Source organism: Buttiauxella izardii, assembly GCF_003601925.1.
GTDB classification, from domain to species: domain Bacteria; phylum Pseudomonadota; class Gammaproteobacteria; order Enterobacterales; family Enterobacteriaceae; genus Buttiauxella; species Buttiauxella izardii.
The window spans coordinates 86,926-102,259 of sequence record NZ_QZWH01000044.1; the positions used below are offsets into that span (position 1 = coordinate 86,926).

A 15,334-nucleotide genomic window follows, 5' to 3' on the forward strand; every position below is an offset into this window, starting at 1 on the left:
GTTTAGTGAAGTTATTTAGCAGGGGGAAGATTTATGGCTGATGACATATTGATTGGGGAAATATAATAACGGTAGTTATTTATCGTCTACATATAATAATTCAGATAAACTAGTTTCAAATTGTTTCCCTTATTAACTTCATGTGTATTGCCACTGATACCTAAACTTTTGCCGGGTGGAATGCGTAACCTGAGTCCTTTCTTTTACTCTGTGGCTACTTATGACTTCCTCACGTTTCCCTCTCGCGGCGACTGGCGTCGCGTTAATGCTCGTTTTGTCCGGCTGTGCGCCAATGCACAATGACGATGCTCCTCTCGCACAAAAAACTCCTCCACAAAAGCTGGATACCCCACTTCCTCCTGAACTGGCGCATGGTTGGCCGGGCAGCGACTGGTGGCGCGATTATCACGACAGCCAGATTAATACGTTGGTCGAACGCTCCCTGAAAGACTCCCCAGATTTGGCCGTGGTGCAGCAACGCATCAAGCTTGCGCAGGCGCAGACACAAATGCAGGAAGCCAGCGATGGCCCGCAGATGGATTTCTCCGCCAACGTTGAGCGCCAGAAAATGTCTCAGGAAGGGGTGATGGGGCCGTTCGCCTTGACTGACCCGGCGGCTGGCACCACTGGCCCGTATTACACCAACGGTAACTTTGGGCTGACGGCGAGTTGGGATTTAGATTTGTGGGGCAAAAATCGCTCGGAAGTGGAAGCGAAAGTCGGCGTCATGAGAGCGAAACAGGCCGAGCTTGCCCAGGCCAAACAGGTGATTTCGGCAAATGTCGTGCGTCTGTACTGGGATATGCAAACGCTACTGGCGTTAAAAGATGTCAAACAACAAACCCTCGCGGCACAGAAAAATATCGTTGATGTTGAGACACACCTTTATGCACAAGGGATCAACTCATCGGTTGACGACGTTGAACCGAATATTGATTTTGTGAAAACCCAGCAGCAGCTCGATGACATAGAAGGGCGCATTAACATCGCGAAGGCGCAGCTTGCCGCCATTACCGGCGATGCCCATGCGGCCTCAAATATCAAACGCGTTGCGCTGCCAAAAGTGAAATCAAGCGTGCCGGAAAATATGGGCTATGAATTGCTGGCGCGCCGCCCGGATCTTCAGGAAGCGCACTGGTATATCGAATCTTCGCTGAGCAGCGTTGATGCCGCAAAAGCCGCGTTTTACCCGGATGTGAATTTAAGCGCCTTCTTGCAAAATGATGCGCTGCACCTGAGCGATTTGTTCCGCGGTTCGGCACAACAAATGGGCATTATTGGCGGCTTCACGTTGCCAATCTTCGACAGTGGCCGACTGAACGCCAACCTCGATATTGTGCGTGCCGAGAGCAATTTGTCGATTGCCAGCTACAACAAAGCGGTGGTCGGCGCGGTCAATGATGTTGAAAAAGCGGCCAGCCAGTTGAACGCCGTGGCGGCTGAAAACCAGCACCAGACCACCATCTTACAAGGCACGCATAAACTCAAAACCCTTGCCCAGGCGCGTTATAAAGCCGGTGTGATTTCAGGGGCGCGTTTAAGCGCAGCCACTTTGCCGGAGCTGTCAGAACAGGCGAAAGCGATTCAACTCCACGGGCAGTGGCTTAACGCTGACGTGCAGTTAATCTCCGCGTTAGGCGGCGGCTACCACCCGTCTGGAAAGGCATAGCAAACGCGAATCTTCCACCACCTCCTATAATTAAAAGCTGATTTGAAAATGGCCGGGAGGGGTGGATGAGCACTGCAAATAAAGTTGTTATCGTCACGGCGGCAGATTCAGGCATCGGCAAGAAATGTGCGCTGATGCTGGCCGAGCAGGGGTTTGATGTCGGTATCACCTGGCATTCTGACGAGCAAGGCGCGCAAGAAACCGCGCGTCAGGTCAGAGGTTTTGGCAGGCGAGCCGAAACCGTGCAACTCGATTTAGCCAATCTTCCAGACGGTGCGGCAGGTATTGATGAGCTGATTGCGCGCTTCGGGCGCGTCGATGCGCTAATCAATAACGCCGGGGCGATGAGTAAAAATGCGTTTCTGGATGTCACTCTCGATGAGTGGCGAAAGCTGTTTACGGTGGATGTCGACGGCGCATTTATCTGTTCACAAAAAGTCGCCCGCGCCATGGTGGCGCAAGGTCACGGTGGGCGCATTGTGAATATCACTTCTGTTCATGAACACACGCCGCTGCCCGATGCCTGCGCCTATACCGCCGCGAAACATGCGCTTGGCGGGCTGACGAAATCAATGGCGATGGAGTTGGTGCATCACAAAATTCTGGTGAATGCGGTTGCGCCAGGCGCTGTCGCCACGCCAATGAATAACATGAGCGAAGGCGACGGAGCCAAAAGCAAAATCCCTGAAATCCCGCTGGGGCGAGCAGGGGAAACGGAAGAAATTGCGAGCCTGGTCGCATGGTTATGTTCTGACAGCGCGAGTTACACCACCGGGCAATCGTTTATTGTTGATGGCGGCTTTATGTTCGCCAACCCTCACTTCAAACCCAAAGGCTAATCTTCATCTTTGCTCTCGCGGCGTTTGAACCAGTAACGCGCCAGCCACACCAGGGCAATCACGCCCAGCAGCCAAATCCAGTGCTTAAGATGTTGGTCCAGGTTATGCAGCCATGGGCCAACCACTTCGCCACCGACATAGCCGAGCGTGGTAAAAAGCGTTGCCCAAATGATTGCGCCAATAATGTTAAGCGGCAGAAAAATCTTCGGCGGCAGGCGACTGGCGCCAATCAAAATCGGGCCAATCACGCGGAACCCATACATAAAACGCGAGCCAATCACGAACCAATACGGGTGGCGATTTATCAACCGCTGTGCTTTATTGATTTTCTTTTGATGCTTCTTAAAACGCTCTTTAATTGAGCCACCAAAACGACGGCCAATCAGATACAACAGTTGATCGCCAATCATTCCGCCAAGCGCCACAGAAAGCACCACCAGCGGGAATTTCAACAGCCCCTGATGCGCCGCAACGCCGCCCAGCAGCGTGATGGTTTCCCCTTCGGCCATACTGCCAATAACGAGCGCGGCATAACCGTAATGCTCAATCAGATTATTAATATCCACAGTAAATTATGTAACTCCTTGTTGTTGCTCATTATCAGTATAGACCTTGCCGCTACTCCATTCTCAATGTGGTTGATCTTAGTTTTACCCAGCGTCCACTTAACGACAGCATAACGATCAGCATAAATCCTGCGCCGCTGAACAGATAAAGTGTGTGCGTCACCCCAAAATGCTGGGCGCTATAGCCCGCACCTACAGAAACAACCGAGGTGACGATCATCTGCCAGCGGTAGCTTTTGGCCATGGCTGCGGCAACCAGATTTTCATCAAACTTTTGCAAAAGGCTGTAAACCGCCAGCGAAAAAACGACATTCGAGAAAACATGGGCGGTAAAGATCAGTATTAACGCCAGATAGTGTGATGGCACAAAGGGAACCAGCCCGTAGCAAGCAATAAAGATAAACAGGCAACCGAGCAGGAGCACGTTGCTATTGCTGTATTTTTCGAACTTCTCAGGATTAAGAATGAGAGGGCCAACTAATTGCCCGAGGCTGCGGGCGAAAAGTAATGCCAGCGCCATGCGGTGCGCCTCATGGGTAGAAAACGTGGCGGGAACCAGGGTTGGCAACAGAGACATTGCAGGCGCTGCGGCAAAGGCCAGCAACGGTAAAAGCAAAATTGTCCGCCGCTGCGAAGGGGAGATCGAGCGCCAACTGATTTTTGCCCCAGATGCGCAAATCACCATAAATGTTTGGCGGAACCGTGATTTAGCCAGCATCAGTAATATCAACGCAACAGCAAAGCTGCCCAGGTCGATAAACAGCAAAGTAATAACGCTGACCTGCCCCAGAAATATCAGCCCGAGCCCAACGCCAAATATTACATTGCAGGCAAATACAAAGGTTTCAAGTGCGGTCGCAGCCGGTAGCTCTTTTTCGCTAAGCCCTGTTTTGAATATTTTACTGATGGCCGGAAATGTCATGCCGATGGTAAATGCGGATACGGTCTGCGCGATAAAAAATAGCGTGATAGATCCATTCATCACCGCGCTAAAAGGGGCGGCAAGTCCTAAAAGCCCGAGGCATTCGCCCGCGATCAGAATCCAAAAAGGGCTTCCACTGCGGCAAAATCGTTCACCGATGAGACTGCCGATAAAACCGGGAGCCGTCGACAAAACATAGGCGATAGCAAGTGAAGTGGCTGGTGCAGACAGACGAATGAGTTCGCTGAAAATAACGATATAGGTAATGCCATTCCCGATTGAGGAAACGACAAAAGACAAGCCGAGTAATTGCAGCCACGGCTTTCCCGCCAGGGCCTGGTAAAGTGCTTTTAGCATGATGTTTTCCGTAAAAATCCAATAAGTATGCGTTTCTCAACGGGTTGAGAAATAACGAAGTCATCGTGTGACGACAGGCTCATTGGTTACGGAACTACATCGGGAACATTCCTGGAACGAAGAATAGGTAGGTTATTTAAATATGACGCTTTTACCGTTTCGTCAACGTAGCGGCATTAAAATCGCGCACCCGTTCACCTCACTTATTTTCAACCGATTAAAAAACAATCTACCGCTGTGCATTATACTTTGACTGTGCTCACTCGTTTGTCAGGAGGCGTTATGAGTCATGTCTGGGGATTATTCTCCCATCCAAATCGTGAAATGCAGACCATAAAACGCGAGAACGAAACGGTATCGCATCACTACACGCACCATGTGCTTATCATGGCGGCCATTCCGGTTATCTGTGCGTTTATCGGCACAACCCAAATTGGCTGGAACTTTGGTGACGGTACGTTCGTTCAATTATCGATGTTTACCGGATTCTATTTAGGCGTACTGTTTTATGCACTGATGTTGGCAGGCGTTGCCGTGATGGGGCGCGTGATCTGGTGGATGGCGCGAAATTATCCGCATCGCCCGTCACTGGCTCGTTGCATGGTGTTTGCGGGTTATGTCGCCACACCGCTGTTTTTGAGTGGCCTGGTGGCACTTTATCCGCTGGTGTGGCTGTGCGTGCTGGTGGGTGCGGCAGCATTAATCTACACCGGATACCTGTTGTACGTTGGTGTGCCTGAGTTTTTGGGCATCAATAAAGAAGAGGGAATGAGCTTTTCCAGCTCAACGCTCGCCATTGGTGTGCTGGTACTGGAAGTGTTACTGGCCCTGAGTGTAATTCTCTGGGGTTATGGATATCGACTATTCTGATAATTGTTACGAATCAATTGTGGCAGTTTTCCGGGGCGTCAGAGTATTATGCTGGCGCCCCGTTCTATTCTATTCATTCATCAAGAGAATAGATTTGCGGGCACATAAAATAATTGAATACTTACAGAAGTGTCACCATGCCGACAAAAATCCGTCTCTCGTTGCTCAGCCTTGCGCTGATGATTGCCGTACCATTCGCTTCCCAGGCCGCGAATAAAGCTTCAGTTGCCTCGACAACACAACAGTCTGCCGGGCAGGAAATTGCCTCCGGTAGCGCCATGATTGTCGATTTGCAGACGAACAAAGTTCTCTATTCCAGCCACCCGGATTTAGTCCGTCCGATCGCCTCAATCACCAAATTGATGACCGCGATGGTAGTGCTGGATGCCAAATTGCCGATGGATGAAATGCTGAGTATCGACATCAGCCAGACGCCCGAAATGAAAGGCATCTATTCCCGCGTACGCCTGAACAGCAAAATCAGCCGTAAAGACATGATGCTGCTGGCATTAATGTCATCGGAAAATCGTGCTGCTGCCAGCCTTGCGCACCATTATCCGGGCGGCTATAACGCATTTATTCGCGCGATGAATGCGAAAGCGAAATCTCTTGGCATGACCCACACGCGCTATGTCGAGCCGACGGGGTTATCGATTAAGAACGTTTCCACGGCGCGTGATTTGTCCAAATTGCTGATTGCCTCGAAGCAATATCCGCTGCTTGGCCAGTTGAGCACCACCAAAGAAGATATGGCGACCTTTGCCAACCCGGCGTATACGCTGCCGTTCCGTAACACCAACCATTTGGTTTATAACAACAAGTGGAATATTCAGCTGACCAAAACCGGCTTTACGAACAATGCTGGCCATTGTTTAGTGATGCGCACCATGATTAACAATCGCCCGGTGGCATTGGTGGTTCTGGACGCATTCGGTAAATACACCCACTTCGCGGATGCAAACCGTCTGCGTAACTATTTGGAAAGCGGCAAAGTAACGCCAGTTCCGGGGTCGGCTCTGGCTTATAAAAAGCAAAAAGCGGCGCAAATGGCGAGTAACAGTACGCAGGGTAATGCGTTAGACGATTAAAAGATTTATGGCAGCGTCCGATCTCCATCGTTAAGCGGACGCTGCATAATCAACGTATCGCGCCATGCGCCCAACTTGAACCCCACACTTTGCAACAGCCCGGCCACTTCAAAACCCAACTGCTTATGCAGACGACATGAACCGGTGTTGTTTTCGCCGTCGCCAATAATCGCCACCATTTGCCGCCACGGGCCTTGCTCACAGCGCTCTATCAACTGGTTCAATAACTCACTTCCCACACCCTGGCCCGTCATGCTGGCGTCGATATAAACCGAATCTTCAAGGGTAAAACGGTAAGCAGGACGCGGACGATAAACCGTCGCGTAGCAATAACCCACCACAATGCCGCTATGCAAAGCCACCAGCCACGGCAGCTCCTGATCGCGAACCGCTTGCAGCCGTTCAGCCATTTGAGCTTGTGTTGGGGGGATTTCTTCAAAAGAACCCCGGCCATGCAGCACATGCCATTCATAAATAGCCGTAATGGCCGGGATATCATCGGGCGTGGCATCACGAACCTGCAACCGCGCCTGGGGGAATGTTTCGAGCACTGACATCTCTCGCTCCTGTACCAAAATATTTGTAGGTCGGATAAGCGCAGCGTCATCCGACAAGACTGGCGCTATCGCTTATCCCCCTACAACACCTGTTCAGCGACCTAATCTAGTACTAAAAATAGTCTAAACATAGCCCCTGTTCTGGTGGTTGACACCCTCACTCAATGGTGGTCGTGGTGATGCGTATGGCTACAAGTTTGCTCTTCCCAACATTTATGCTTTGTGGTTTTACCAATGCCAGGGTTCATGCTGTTGGTTGGGTCATTGGCCTTATAAAACTGTTTTAAGCTATCCGGCGCTTCGTACAAATGCCCGACGTTGTGTTCTGCCGGATATTGCGCGCCGCGCGTGCGCAGTAGAGCAAGCATCTGCTCTTTCAGCACGTGGGCATCTACACCTTTTTTAACGATGTAATCCTGATGGAAAACGTGGCACATAAAGTGACCGTAATACAGGCTGTGGCTAATCTGGCTGCTGATTTCCGGCGGTAATTGCTCGAACCATTCCTGATCGTTACGACGCAGGGCGATATCCAGCGCCAGAATATCTTCCACTTCGTCGGCGTGAACCGCGTGATAACGCACGGCAGCCCCGGCGGCGGCAAAACGATGCAAGAATGCTTTTGCCCCTTCGGTTGGCGTGCAGACAAAAAAGTCACCTTCAGCCTGTTGGAAGTAGCTTTCCAGCCAGTTGCGCGCCTCAGCAATCCCTTCGCCGGACATTTTCAGCAGTAGATGATGCTCGTATTTGCTGCGCCACTCATTCATGCGCGGCGGCAAATGGCTCGGGCACCAGCCGCTCAAGCGTTGCATCACGCGGTCGGTAAAGTGCGGTTTAACAAACGGGACTTTTTCAAACCACGCGTCGGCGCGGCCTTTCAGGGTGAAGAACAACGGCATTTTGTCGGTGCCGAGTTTGTCGATCATCATAAAAGTGTCTTTGCCATACACTTCGGCAATATCGTAAATATCGCGGTGCATGTATTCGCCCGCGACTGGCAGGTTTTCAAAGTTAGCCAGAATATGACGGCGGAGCTCAGTCAGCACTTCCGGTTGATTGGTGCCGATGTAAAACACTTCATTTTGCTTTTCGGCGACAAAAGTATCGAGGCGTACCGCAAAAACAGCCAGTTTCCCGGCGCACCCGGACGCTTCAAACAGGCGGCTTGGGTCGGCGTTAAAGCGCGATGGCGTGTCGGCGTCTACATCACGCACGCGTTCGGCGTAATCTTTATCGGAAGCCTGGCGTTGGTCATGTAGCACGTTTTCAGGCTTCACTCGTTCGTCGTCGAGCTTGCCGAGAATTTGTTCCGGCGTGACGCCCAAATCAATCCCCAGATGGTTGACCAGGGTTAATTTGCCTTGCTCATCAATGCGCGCATACAGCGCCATTTCGGTATACGCCGGGCCGCGTTTCACCAGCGAACCGCCGGAGTTATTACAAATGCCGCCGATCACCGACGCGCCAATACACGATGAACCAATCACCGAATGCGGCTCGCGCCCCAGCGGTTTCAGGGCTTTTTCAAGTTGATACAACGTGCTGCCAGGGAAGGCCAGAACCTGCTTGCCGCCATCGAGCAGTTGCATTTTATCCAGGCGCAGGGTGCTGATAATCACAATTTCGCGGTCGTAATCATTGCCGTTCGGCGTTGAGCCTTCGGTCAGCCCGGTATTCGCCGCCTGCATCAAAATGATTTTGTCGGTACTGACGCACAAACTCAGCACGCGCCATAACTCCAGCAACGTGCCGGGGAAAACCACCGCCAGCGCGTCGCCCTGACCGGAGCGGAAGCCTTTGCGATAGCGCGCCGTTTTTGCCGCATCGGTTAATACATGTGAGCTGCCAACCAGGCGGTTTAATTCATTAATAAAGGTCTGTTTTTGAGTATCGGTAGGGTTAGGCATTTATCCGCTCCTTGGGAAAATATTGACGACTACAAGCATAGCTCGCAAATCGGTAATGAATCTTCTGAAACGTTCGGAAAATCAGCAGATAACACCGAAGCGACTCTTCTTACCGCTGTAACCTTGTGGCACACTGCACGTCTTATCACTTCGTGCTGCCCGCTGTGGCGGCCTGAGCAAGAGAGTAATGTCGATGAAATGGCTCTGTTCTGTAAGTATCGCAGTTAGCCTTGCGCTGCAACCCGCGCTGGCTAACGAAATGTTTGGCCCACATCCGTTAACGCCGGAAGCCCGTGACGCCTTCGTCACTGATTTGCTGACCAAAATGACCACCGACGAAAAAATCGGCCAATTACGGTTAATCAGCGTTGGGCCGGATAACCCGAAAGAAGCCATTCGAGAGATGATCAAAGACGGGCAAGTGGGCGCGATTTTTAATACCGTCACCCGCCACGACATCCGCGCCATGCAAGATCAGGTGATGAGCCTTAACCGCCTGAAAATCCCATTATTCTTTGCCTACGACGTGGTTCACGGCCAACGTACCGTATTCCCTATCAGCCTCGGTTTAGCCTCATCCTTTAACCTGGAAGCCGTGAAAACGGTAGGGCGGGTTTCTGCTTATGAAGCCGCAGACGATGGCCTGAACATGACCTGGGCACCGATGGTTGATGTCTCGCGCGATCCGCGCTGGGGCCGTGTGTCCGAAGGTTTCGGTGAAGACACTTACCTGACGTCAATCATGGGCCGCACCATGGTTGAAGCGATGCAGGGCAAAAGCCCGGCAGACCGTTACTCGGTGATGACCAGCGTCAAACACTTCGCCGCCTACGGCGCAGTGGAAGGCGGCAAAGAGTACAACACCGTGGATATGAGCCCGCAGCGTCTGTTCAACGACTACATGCCGCCGTACAAAGCCGCACTGGATGCGGGCAGCGGCGGTGTGATGGTGGCGCTGAACTCCCTGAACGGCACGCCAGCGTCATCTGATTCCTGGCTGTTGAAAGACTTGCTGCGCGACGAGTGGAAATTTAAAGGCATCACCATTTCTGACCACGGCGCAATCAAAGAGCTGATCAAACACGGCGTGGCGAGCGACCCGAAAGATGCGGTGCGCGTTGCGCTGAACTCCGGCATCAACATGAGTATGAGCGACGAGTACTACAGCAAATACTTGCCGGAACTGGTGAAAAGCGGTGCGGTGCCGATGGCTGAACTGGATGATGCCACGCGCCACGTGCTGAACGTGAAATACGATATGGGTCTGTTTAACGATCCATACAGCCACTTAGGGCCGAAAGAATCTGACCCGGAAGATACCAACGCCGAAAGCCGTCTGCATCGCAAAGAAGCGCGCGAAGTGGCGCGTGAAAGCATGGTATTGCTGAAAAACCGTCAGCAAACCTTGCCGCTGAAAAAATCCGGCACTATCGCCGTGGTTGGCCCGCTGGCTGACAGCAAGCGCGACATGATGGGTAGCTGGTCTGCGGCAGGCGTTTCTGACCAGACGGTCACCGTATTGCAGGGCATTAAAACGGCGGTAGGCGACAACGCGAAAATCGTGGTCGCTAAAGGCGCGAACGTCACCGACGACAAAGGCATCGTTGAATTCCTGAACCAGTACGAACCTGCCGTTTCGGTAGATAAGCGTTCTGCTAAAGAGATGATCGACGAAGCGGTGAACACCGCTAAATCTGCCGATGTTGTCGTTGCCGTAGTCGGTGAAGCGCAGGGCATGGCGCACGAAGCTTCAAGCCGTACCGATTTGGTTCTGCCGCAAAGCCAGCGTGATTTGATTGCCGCGCTGAAAGCTACTGGCAAACCGCTGGTGCTGGTGATGATGAATGGTCGCCCGCTGGCGCTGGTCAAAGAAGACCAACAAGCCGACGCCTTGCTCGAAGCCTGGTATAGCGGCACCGAAGGCGGAAACGCGGTGGCGGACATTCTGTTTGGCGATTACAACCCGTCAGGCAAATTGCCGATGTCCTTCCCACGTTCCGTGGGGCAAATTCCGACTTACTATAGCCACCTGAACACCGGTCGCCCGTACAACCCGGAAAAACCAAACAAATACACTTCACGCTACTTTGATGAAGCCAACGGCCCGCTGTATCCATTCGGTTACGGCCTGAGCTACACCACGTTTACCGTTTCTGATGTGAAAATGTCAGCGCCAACCATGAAAGCCGATGGCAAAGTTGAAGCCTCTGTTGAAGTGAAAAATACCGGTGACCGCGCAGGTGAAACCGTGGTGCAGATGTATTTGCAGGATGTGACGGCGTCGATGAGTCGCCCGGTGAAAGAGCTGAAAGGCTTTAAGAAAGTGATGCTCAAACCTGGCGAAACCCAGACCGTGAGCTTCCCGATTGACGTCGAGGGGCTGAAGTTCTGGAATGCACAAATGAAGCACGTTGCCGAACCTGGCAAGTTTAACGTGTTTATTGGTTTGGATTCTGCCCGTGTTAAGCAGGGTGAGTTTGAACTGAAGTAATCTCCTTCATCCTTGAAGATAGTCCCAAATAAAGAGCCGGTTTTCCGGCTCTTTTCTTATTCTGCCCGTCTCATTCCACCAACCTCCAAAAATTCAACTAAACTTTTGCGACTCCATGATTTTTAAGCAAAGAAAAACAGCGAGGAAGCACGATGAACTTAGCAGCGCGTTGGAGCATGGCAGGGTTAGCATTATTAGCCGCAGGGGCAAAGGCCGCAGAGCCCGTCAAAGTCGGCTCAAAGATTGATACCGAAGGGTCGTTGCTCGGTAATATCATTTTGCAGGTACTGGACAGCCACGGTGTTAAAACCGTCAATAAAGTGCAATTAGGCACAACTCCTGTAGTGCGTGGGGCGATTACCGCGGGCGAACTGGATATTTACCCGGAATACACCGGTAACGGGGCGTTTTTTTTCAAAGATGAAAAAGACGCAGCGTGGAAAAATGCCCAGCAGGGCTATGAGAAAGTCAAAAAACTCGATGCCGAAAAAAATCACCTGGTGTGGTTAACGCCGGCACCCGCGAATAACACCTGGACCATTGCGGTGCGCAAAGATCTGGCTGAAAAAAACAAACTTACCTCGCTTGACGATCTCAGCGCCTATCTGAAAAAAGGCGGCGAATTTAAACTGGCGGCTTCAGCTGAATTTATCGAACGCTCTGATGCGCTTCCTGCCTTTGAAAAAGCCTACGGGTTCAAACTCGAGCAGCCGCAGTTATTGTCGCTGGCGGGTGGTGATACCGCGGTAACGATTAAAGCGGCGGCGCAACAAACTTCTGGCGTTAACGCGGCGATGGCTTACGGAACGGATGGCCCGGTGGCGGCACTGGGTTTGCAAACCCTGAGCGACCCGAAAGGTGTGCAGCCAATCTACGCCCCAACGCCTGTGGTGCGTGAAGCGGTGCTAAAAGCCTACCCGGAACTGGACGCCTGGCTAAAACCTGTGTTTGCATCTCTGGATGAAAAAACGCTACAACAGCTTAACGCCAGCATTGCGGTGGAAGGGTTAGATGCCAAAAAAGTGGCGGCTGACTACCTGAAACAGAAAGGCTTTGTGAAATAGCTTTTGTGAATTAAAAATACAGGACGTTCGTTTGCTCAAAATTCATAATCGCGTCCTGCTGCTACTGGTGATTTTGCTGGCGGTGGCGGGCGCTGCGTTACCGTTTATCAACTTCGCCCCTAACCGCCTGGTTTCCGGGGAGTCTATCGCGCTTAGTCATCTCCCGGCGCAAACCTGGTTGCTGTTTTCACTTCCGGTTCTCGTTCTGGCCATTCTGGTGCTGACACCGTGTCGGCCACTCCCATTGTTATTGACCCTTATCGTGGGCGAGTTTTTGTTTCTCATCATTTTGTGGATGCTTGGGCAGACGGCGACACACTTTGCCGAAACGGGCAGCACGCTTGCGCGAACGTCGCCCGGTAGCGGGTTATGGCTGTCGTTAACGCTTTGTTTGCTGCTGTGTGCCGATGCGATTAACCGCCTGACGCCAAGTGTGCTCTGGCGTTTGCTACTCAATATGCAAATCTGGATTGTGCCTGTCGCATTACTGCTCAGTGGCTATTTTGCCGATCTCTCTTTGCTAAAAGAGTATGCCAACCGCCAGGAAGTGTTCGACGATGCGCTGTTCCGCCACCTGGCGTTGCTGTTTGGCACTTTGCTGCCTGCGTTAGTGATTGGCGTGCCGTTGGGCGTGTTTTGTTATACCCGTCCAGGCTGGCAATCTTCCGTGTTTTCAGTGCTCAACGTCATCCAAACCGTGCCGTCGGTGGCGCTGTTTGGTTTATTGATTGCGCCGTTGGCGGGGTTAGTCAAACTCGCGCCGTGGTTAGGTTCAGTGGGCGTGAGCGGAATTGGCGTTGCTCCGGCGTTAATCGCGCTGGTGCTGTACGCGCTGTTGCCGTTGGTGCGCGGTGTGGTCGCCGGGCTGGCGCAGGTTCCACGTAATATTATTGAAAGTGCTGAAGGTATGGGCATGTCGCGCTGGCAGATTTTCTGGCAGGCCGAAGTGCCGCTGGCGCTGCCGGTTTTGCTGCGCAGCCTGCGTGTGGTCTGTGTGCAAACCATCGGCATGACGGTGATTGCCGCGCTGATTGGGGCGGGCGGTTTTGGGGCGATCATCTTCCAGGGCTTGCTTAGCAGCGCGCTGGATTTAGTGTTGCTTGGCGTGATCCCGGTTATTGCATTAGCCATTATTTGTGACGCACTTTTTAAACTGTTTATCTCTTTGCTGGAGGAAAAACAGCCATGATTGAATTTGAAAATGTCAGCAAGTTTTTCCAGGGCGAGGCGGCGGTCAGTGACCTGTCGCTGAACATTAAAGAAGGGCAGTTTACGGTGCTGATTGGCACCTCCGGCTCGGGCAAGTCTACGACGCTGAAAATGATCAACCGCCTGGTGGAGCACGATACCGGGCGCATTCGCTTTGCCGGAGAAGAAATCCGTAATTTTGATGCCAAAACACTACGCCGCCGCATGGGTTATGCGATTCAGTCGATTGGCCTGTTTCCGCACTGGAATGTGGCGCAGAACATCGCCACCGTGCCGCAATTGCTGAAATGGCCGAAGGCGCGAATCAACGCCCGTATCGACGAATTGCTCGATTTACTCGGCCTTGAGGCGGCGCAATTTCGTGACCGTTATCCGCACCAGCTTTCTGGCGGGCAACAGCAGCGCGTCGGCGTGGCGCGGGCGCTCGCGGCTGACCCGGAAGTATTGCTGATGGACGAACCCTTCGGCGCGCTCGACCCGGTGACGCGTGGGGCGCTGCAACAGGAAATTATCCGCATTCATCAGTTGCTCGGGCGCACCATTGTGCTGGTTACGCACGATATCGACGAAGCGCTGACGCTGGCCGATCGCATTGTGCTGATGGACAACGGAAAGGTGATTCAACAAGGCACGCCGCTGGAACTGTTAACGCGCCCGGCGACGGATTTTGTGCGGGATTTCTTTGGCCGCAGTGAACTGGGCGTGCGCTTGCTCTCATTGCGTTATGTGGCTGACCGGGTGCGGACTCACGAACGTTTAGACGGCGAGCCAATCAATGAATCCTTGACGCTGCGCGAGGCGTTATCGTTATTTGTCCACCGTCAGTGCCAACAGTTGCCGGTGGTGAATCAGCGCGGCGAGCCAAGCGGCGTGCTGCATTTTAGCGATTTAGTTCAGGGAGAATCGTTGCGAGGTGAAAATGCGCCTGCTTCGTGACCCATTACTGTGGCTGATTGCGGTATTCATCGCACTATTAGCGGTGATGCCGTACAGCAGCACATTATTCAGTTGGCTGTTTCCAGAGCTGGAAAGGCCGGTTTATCTGCAAGACAGCTTTATGGCGCTGGCGCTGAAACATTTCCTGCTGGTGGGTGTTTCAAGCATGGTGGCGATTGTGGTTGGCGTTGGGCTGGGCGTTGCGGTGACGCGTCCGGCGGGGCTGGAGTTCCGTTCTTTGGTCGAAACCATTACCGCAGCCGGGCAAACCTTCCCGCCCGTGGCGGTGCTGGCGATTGCGGTTCCAGTGATGGGGTTTGGTCAACAGCCTGCGATTATCGCGCTGGTGCTTTACGGTTTGCTGCCCATTTTACAAGGGACTTTGGCTGGAATGGGGGCGGTGCCGGAAGCGACAAAAGAGATTGCGATGGGCGCGGGAATGAGCCGTTGGCAGATGCTGCGAAAAGTAGAGTTACCGCTGGCGGCACCGTTGATTCTGGCGGGGATCCGCACTTCGGTGATTATTAATATTGGCACGGCGGCGATTGCCTCAACCGTGGGGGCCAGCACGTTAGGTTCACCGATAATCATCGGCCTGAGCGGTTTTAACACCGCCTATGTGATTCAGGGTGCTTTGCTGGTGGCGCTGGCGGCAATTGTTATCGACCGCCTGTTTGAGCGCGTTTTACGCTACATCACGCGCCATGCAGAATAACGATGTAACCCATCAGCACTACGCCGCCAATCCCGCCGATGGCCATGGTCAACATTCCACCCACAAGGGCAATTTTACTTAGTTTCATCTTCGCTCCTTATATCGCGGAGGTGATTATAAGATGAAGCCGGGTTGTTAATGAAC

At 52.6% G+C, this 15,334-nt stretch carries 14 protein-coding genes; 9 read left to right on the plus strand and 5 right to left on the minus strand.

What is annotated here, in order from left to right:
* Positions 1-220 precede the first annotated feature (220 nt).
* Both mdtQ and D6029_RS17625 read left to right on the plus strand, forming a co-directional pair.
* Positions 221-1,669 (plus strand): multidrug resistance outer membrane protein MdtQ, encoded by a 1,449-nt coding sequence (mdtQ, locus tag D6029_RS17620; protein WP_120066039.1) that lies wholly within the window; start codon positions 221-223, stop codon positions 1,667-1,669.
* Between the two features lie 65 nt (positions 1,670-1,734).
* On the plus strand, positions 1,735-2,508 hold the full coding sequence (locus D6029_RS17625; protein WP_120066040.1) for an SDR family oxidoreductase: 774 nt from the start codon (positions 1,735-1,737) through the stop codon (positions 2,506-2,508).
* On the opposite strand, the gene D6029_RS17630 is transcribed toward D6029_RS17625, so the two are convergent.
* Positions 2,505-3,074 (minus strand): DedA family protein, encoded by a 570-nt coding sequence (locus D6029_RS17630; RefSeq protein ID WP_120066041.1) that lies wholly within the window; start codon positions 3,072-3,074, stop codon positions 2,505-2,507. The two genes, D6029_RS17625 and D6029_RS17630, sit on opposite strands and share 4 nt — an antisense overlap.
* A gap of 52 nt (positions 3,075-3,126) precedes the next feature.
* On the minus strand, positions 3,127-4,353 hold the full coding sequence (locus D6029_RS17635) for an MFS transporter (RefSeq protein ID WP_120066042.1): 1,227 nt from the start codon (positions 4,351-4,353) through the stop codon (positions 3,127-3,129).
* A gap of 282 nt (positions 4,354-4,635) precedes the next feature.
* On the opposite strand from D6029_RS17635, the gene D6029_RS17640 reads away from it, so the two are divergent.
* Positions 4,636-5,223, plus strand: a complete 588-nt coding sequence (locus tag D6029_RS17640) for a Yip1 family protein (RefSeq protein WP_034494197.1) — start codon at positions 4,636-4,638, stop codon at positions 5,221-5,223.
* Positions 5,224-5,360: 137 nt separating this feature from the next.
* Positions 5,361-6,311 (plus strand): D-alanyl-D-alanine endopeptidase, encoded by a 951-nt coding sequence (gene pbpG / locus D6029_RS17645; RefSeq protein ID WP_120066043.1) that lies wholly within the window; start codon positions 5,361-5,363, stop codon positions 6,309-6,311.
* 5 nt (positions 6,312-6,316) lie between these two features.
* Here pbpG and D6029_RS17650 read toward each other — a convergent pair whose 3' ends face one another.
* Both D6029_RS17650 and dld read right to left on the minus strand, forming a co-directional pair.
* A complete protein-coding gene (locus D6029_RS17650; protein WP_120066044.1) occupies positions 6,317-6,868 on the minus strand; it encodes a GNAT family N-acetyltransferase in 552 nt (183 codons plus the stop codon).
* 161 nt (positions 6,869-7,029) lie between these two features.
* Positions 7,030-8,775: a D-lactate dehydrogenase gene (gene dld / locus D6029_RS17655; RefSeq protein WP_120066045.1), complete on the minus strand. Its 1,746-nt coding sequence runs from the start codon at positions 8,773-8,775 to the stop codon at positions 7,030-7,032.
* A gap of 193 nt (positions 8,776-8,968) precedes the next feature.
* Here dld and bglX point away from each other — a divergent pair, with 193 nt between their 5' ends.
* The 5 genes from bglX (at position 8,969) to D6029_RS17680 (ending at position 15,190) form a co-directional block, all read left to right on the plus strand.
* Complete coding sequence (gene bglX, locus D6029_RS17660; RefSeq protein WP_120066072.1) at positions 8,969-11,266, plus strand: beta-glucosidase BglX; 2,298 nt, start codon at positions 8,969-8,971, stop codon at positions 11,264-11,266.
* 152 nt (positions 11,267-11,418) lie between these two features.
* Entirely contained in the window at positions 11,419-12,330 is a 912-nt protein-coding gene (gene osmF / locus D6029_RS17665; protein ID WP_120066046.1) for a glycine betaine ABC transporter substrate-binding protein OsmF, read from the plus strand.
* Positions 12,331-12,361: 31 nt separating this feature from the next.
* Positions 12,362-13,519, plus strand: coding sequence for an ABC transporter permease (locus D6029_RS17670; RefSeq protein WP_120066047.1), 1,158 nt, complete (start codon positions 12,362-12,364; stop codon positions 13,517-13,519).
* Positions 13,516-14,475, plus strand: coding sequence for an ABC transporter ATP-binding protein (locus D6029_RS17675; protein WP_120066048.1), 960 nt, complete (start codon positions 13,516-13,518; stop codon positions 14,473-14,475). Before D6029_RS17670 ends, D6029_RS17675 begins: the two co-directional genes overlap by 4 nt.
* Complete coding sequence (locus D6029_RS17680; protein ID WP_120066049.1) at positions 14,459-15,190, plus strand: ABC transporter permease; 732 nt, start codon at positions 14,459-14,461, stop codon at positions 15,188-15,190. Before D6029_RS17675 ends, D6029_RS17680 begins: the two co-directional genes overlap by 17 nt.
* On the opposite strand, the gene D6029_RS22695 is transcribed toward D6029_RS17680, so the two are convergent.
* Positions 15,171-15,278, minus strand: coding sequence for a hypothetical protein (locus D6029_RS22695; protein ID WP_244212422.1), 108 nt, complete (start codon positions 15,276-15,278; stop codon positions 15,171-15,173). The two genes, D6029_RS17680 and D6029_RS22695, sit on opposite strands and share 20 nt — an antisense overlap.
* Between the last annotated feature and the right edge of the window lie 56 nt (positions 15,279-15,334).

Bases quoted from the DNA above. Each gene is read 5' to 3' on its own strand.
- mdtQ (WP_120066039.1), top strand. From the start codon at position 221: ATGACTTCCTCACGTTTCCCTCTCGCGGCGACTGGCGTCGCGTTAATG.
- D6029_RS17625 (WP_120066040.1), top strand. From the start codon at position 1,735: ATGAGCACTGCAAATAAAGTTGTTATCGTCACGGCGGCAGATTCAGGC.
- osmF (WP_120066046.1), top strand. From the start codon at position 11,419: ATGAACTTAGCAGCGCGTTGGAGCATGGCAGGGTTAGCATTATTAGCC.
- D6029_RS17680 (WP_120066049.1), top strand. From the start codon at position 14,459: ATGCGCCTGCTTCGTGACCCATTACTGTGGCTGATTGCGGTATTCATC.
- D6029_RS22695 (WP_244212422.1), bottom strand. From the start codon at position 15,278: ATGAAACTAAGTAAAATTGCCCTTGTGGGTGGAATGTTGACCATGGCC.
- bglX (WP_120066072.1), top strand. From the start codon at position 8,969: ATGAAATGGCTCTGTTCTGTAAGTATCGCAGTTAGCCTTGCGCTGCAA.
- D6029_RS17635 (WP_120066042.1), bottom strand. From the start codon at position 4,353: ATGCTAAAAGCACTTTACCAGGCCCTGGCGGGAAAGCCGTGGCTGCAA.
- D6029_RS17675 (WP_120066048.1), top strand. From the start codon at position 13,516: ATGATTGAATTTGAAAATGTCAGCAAGTTTTTCCAGGGCGAGGCGGCG.
- D6029_RS17640 (WP_034494197.1), top strand. From the start codon at position 4,636: ATGAGTCATGTCTGGGGATTATTCTCCCATCCAAATCGTGAAATGCAG.
- pbpG (WP_120066043.1), top strand. From the start codon at position 5,361: ATGCCGACAAAAATCCGTCTCTCGTTGCTCAGCCTTGCGCTGATGATT.
- D6029_RS17650 (WP_120066044.1), bottom strand. From the start codon at position 6,868: ATGTCAGTGCTCGAAACATTCCCCCAGGCGCGGTTGCAGGTTCGTGAT.
- dld (WP_120066045.1), bottom strand. From the start codon at position 8,775: ATGCCTAACCCTACCGATACTCAAAAACAGACCTTTATTAATGAATTA.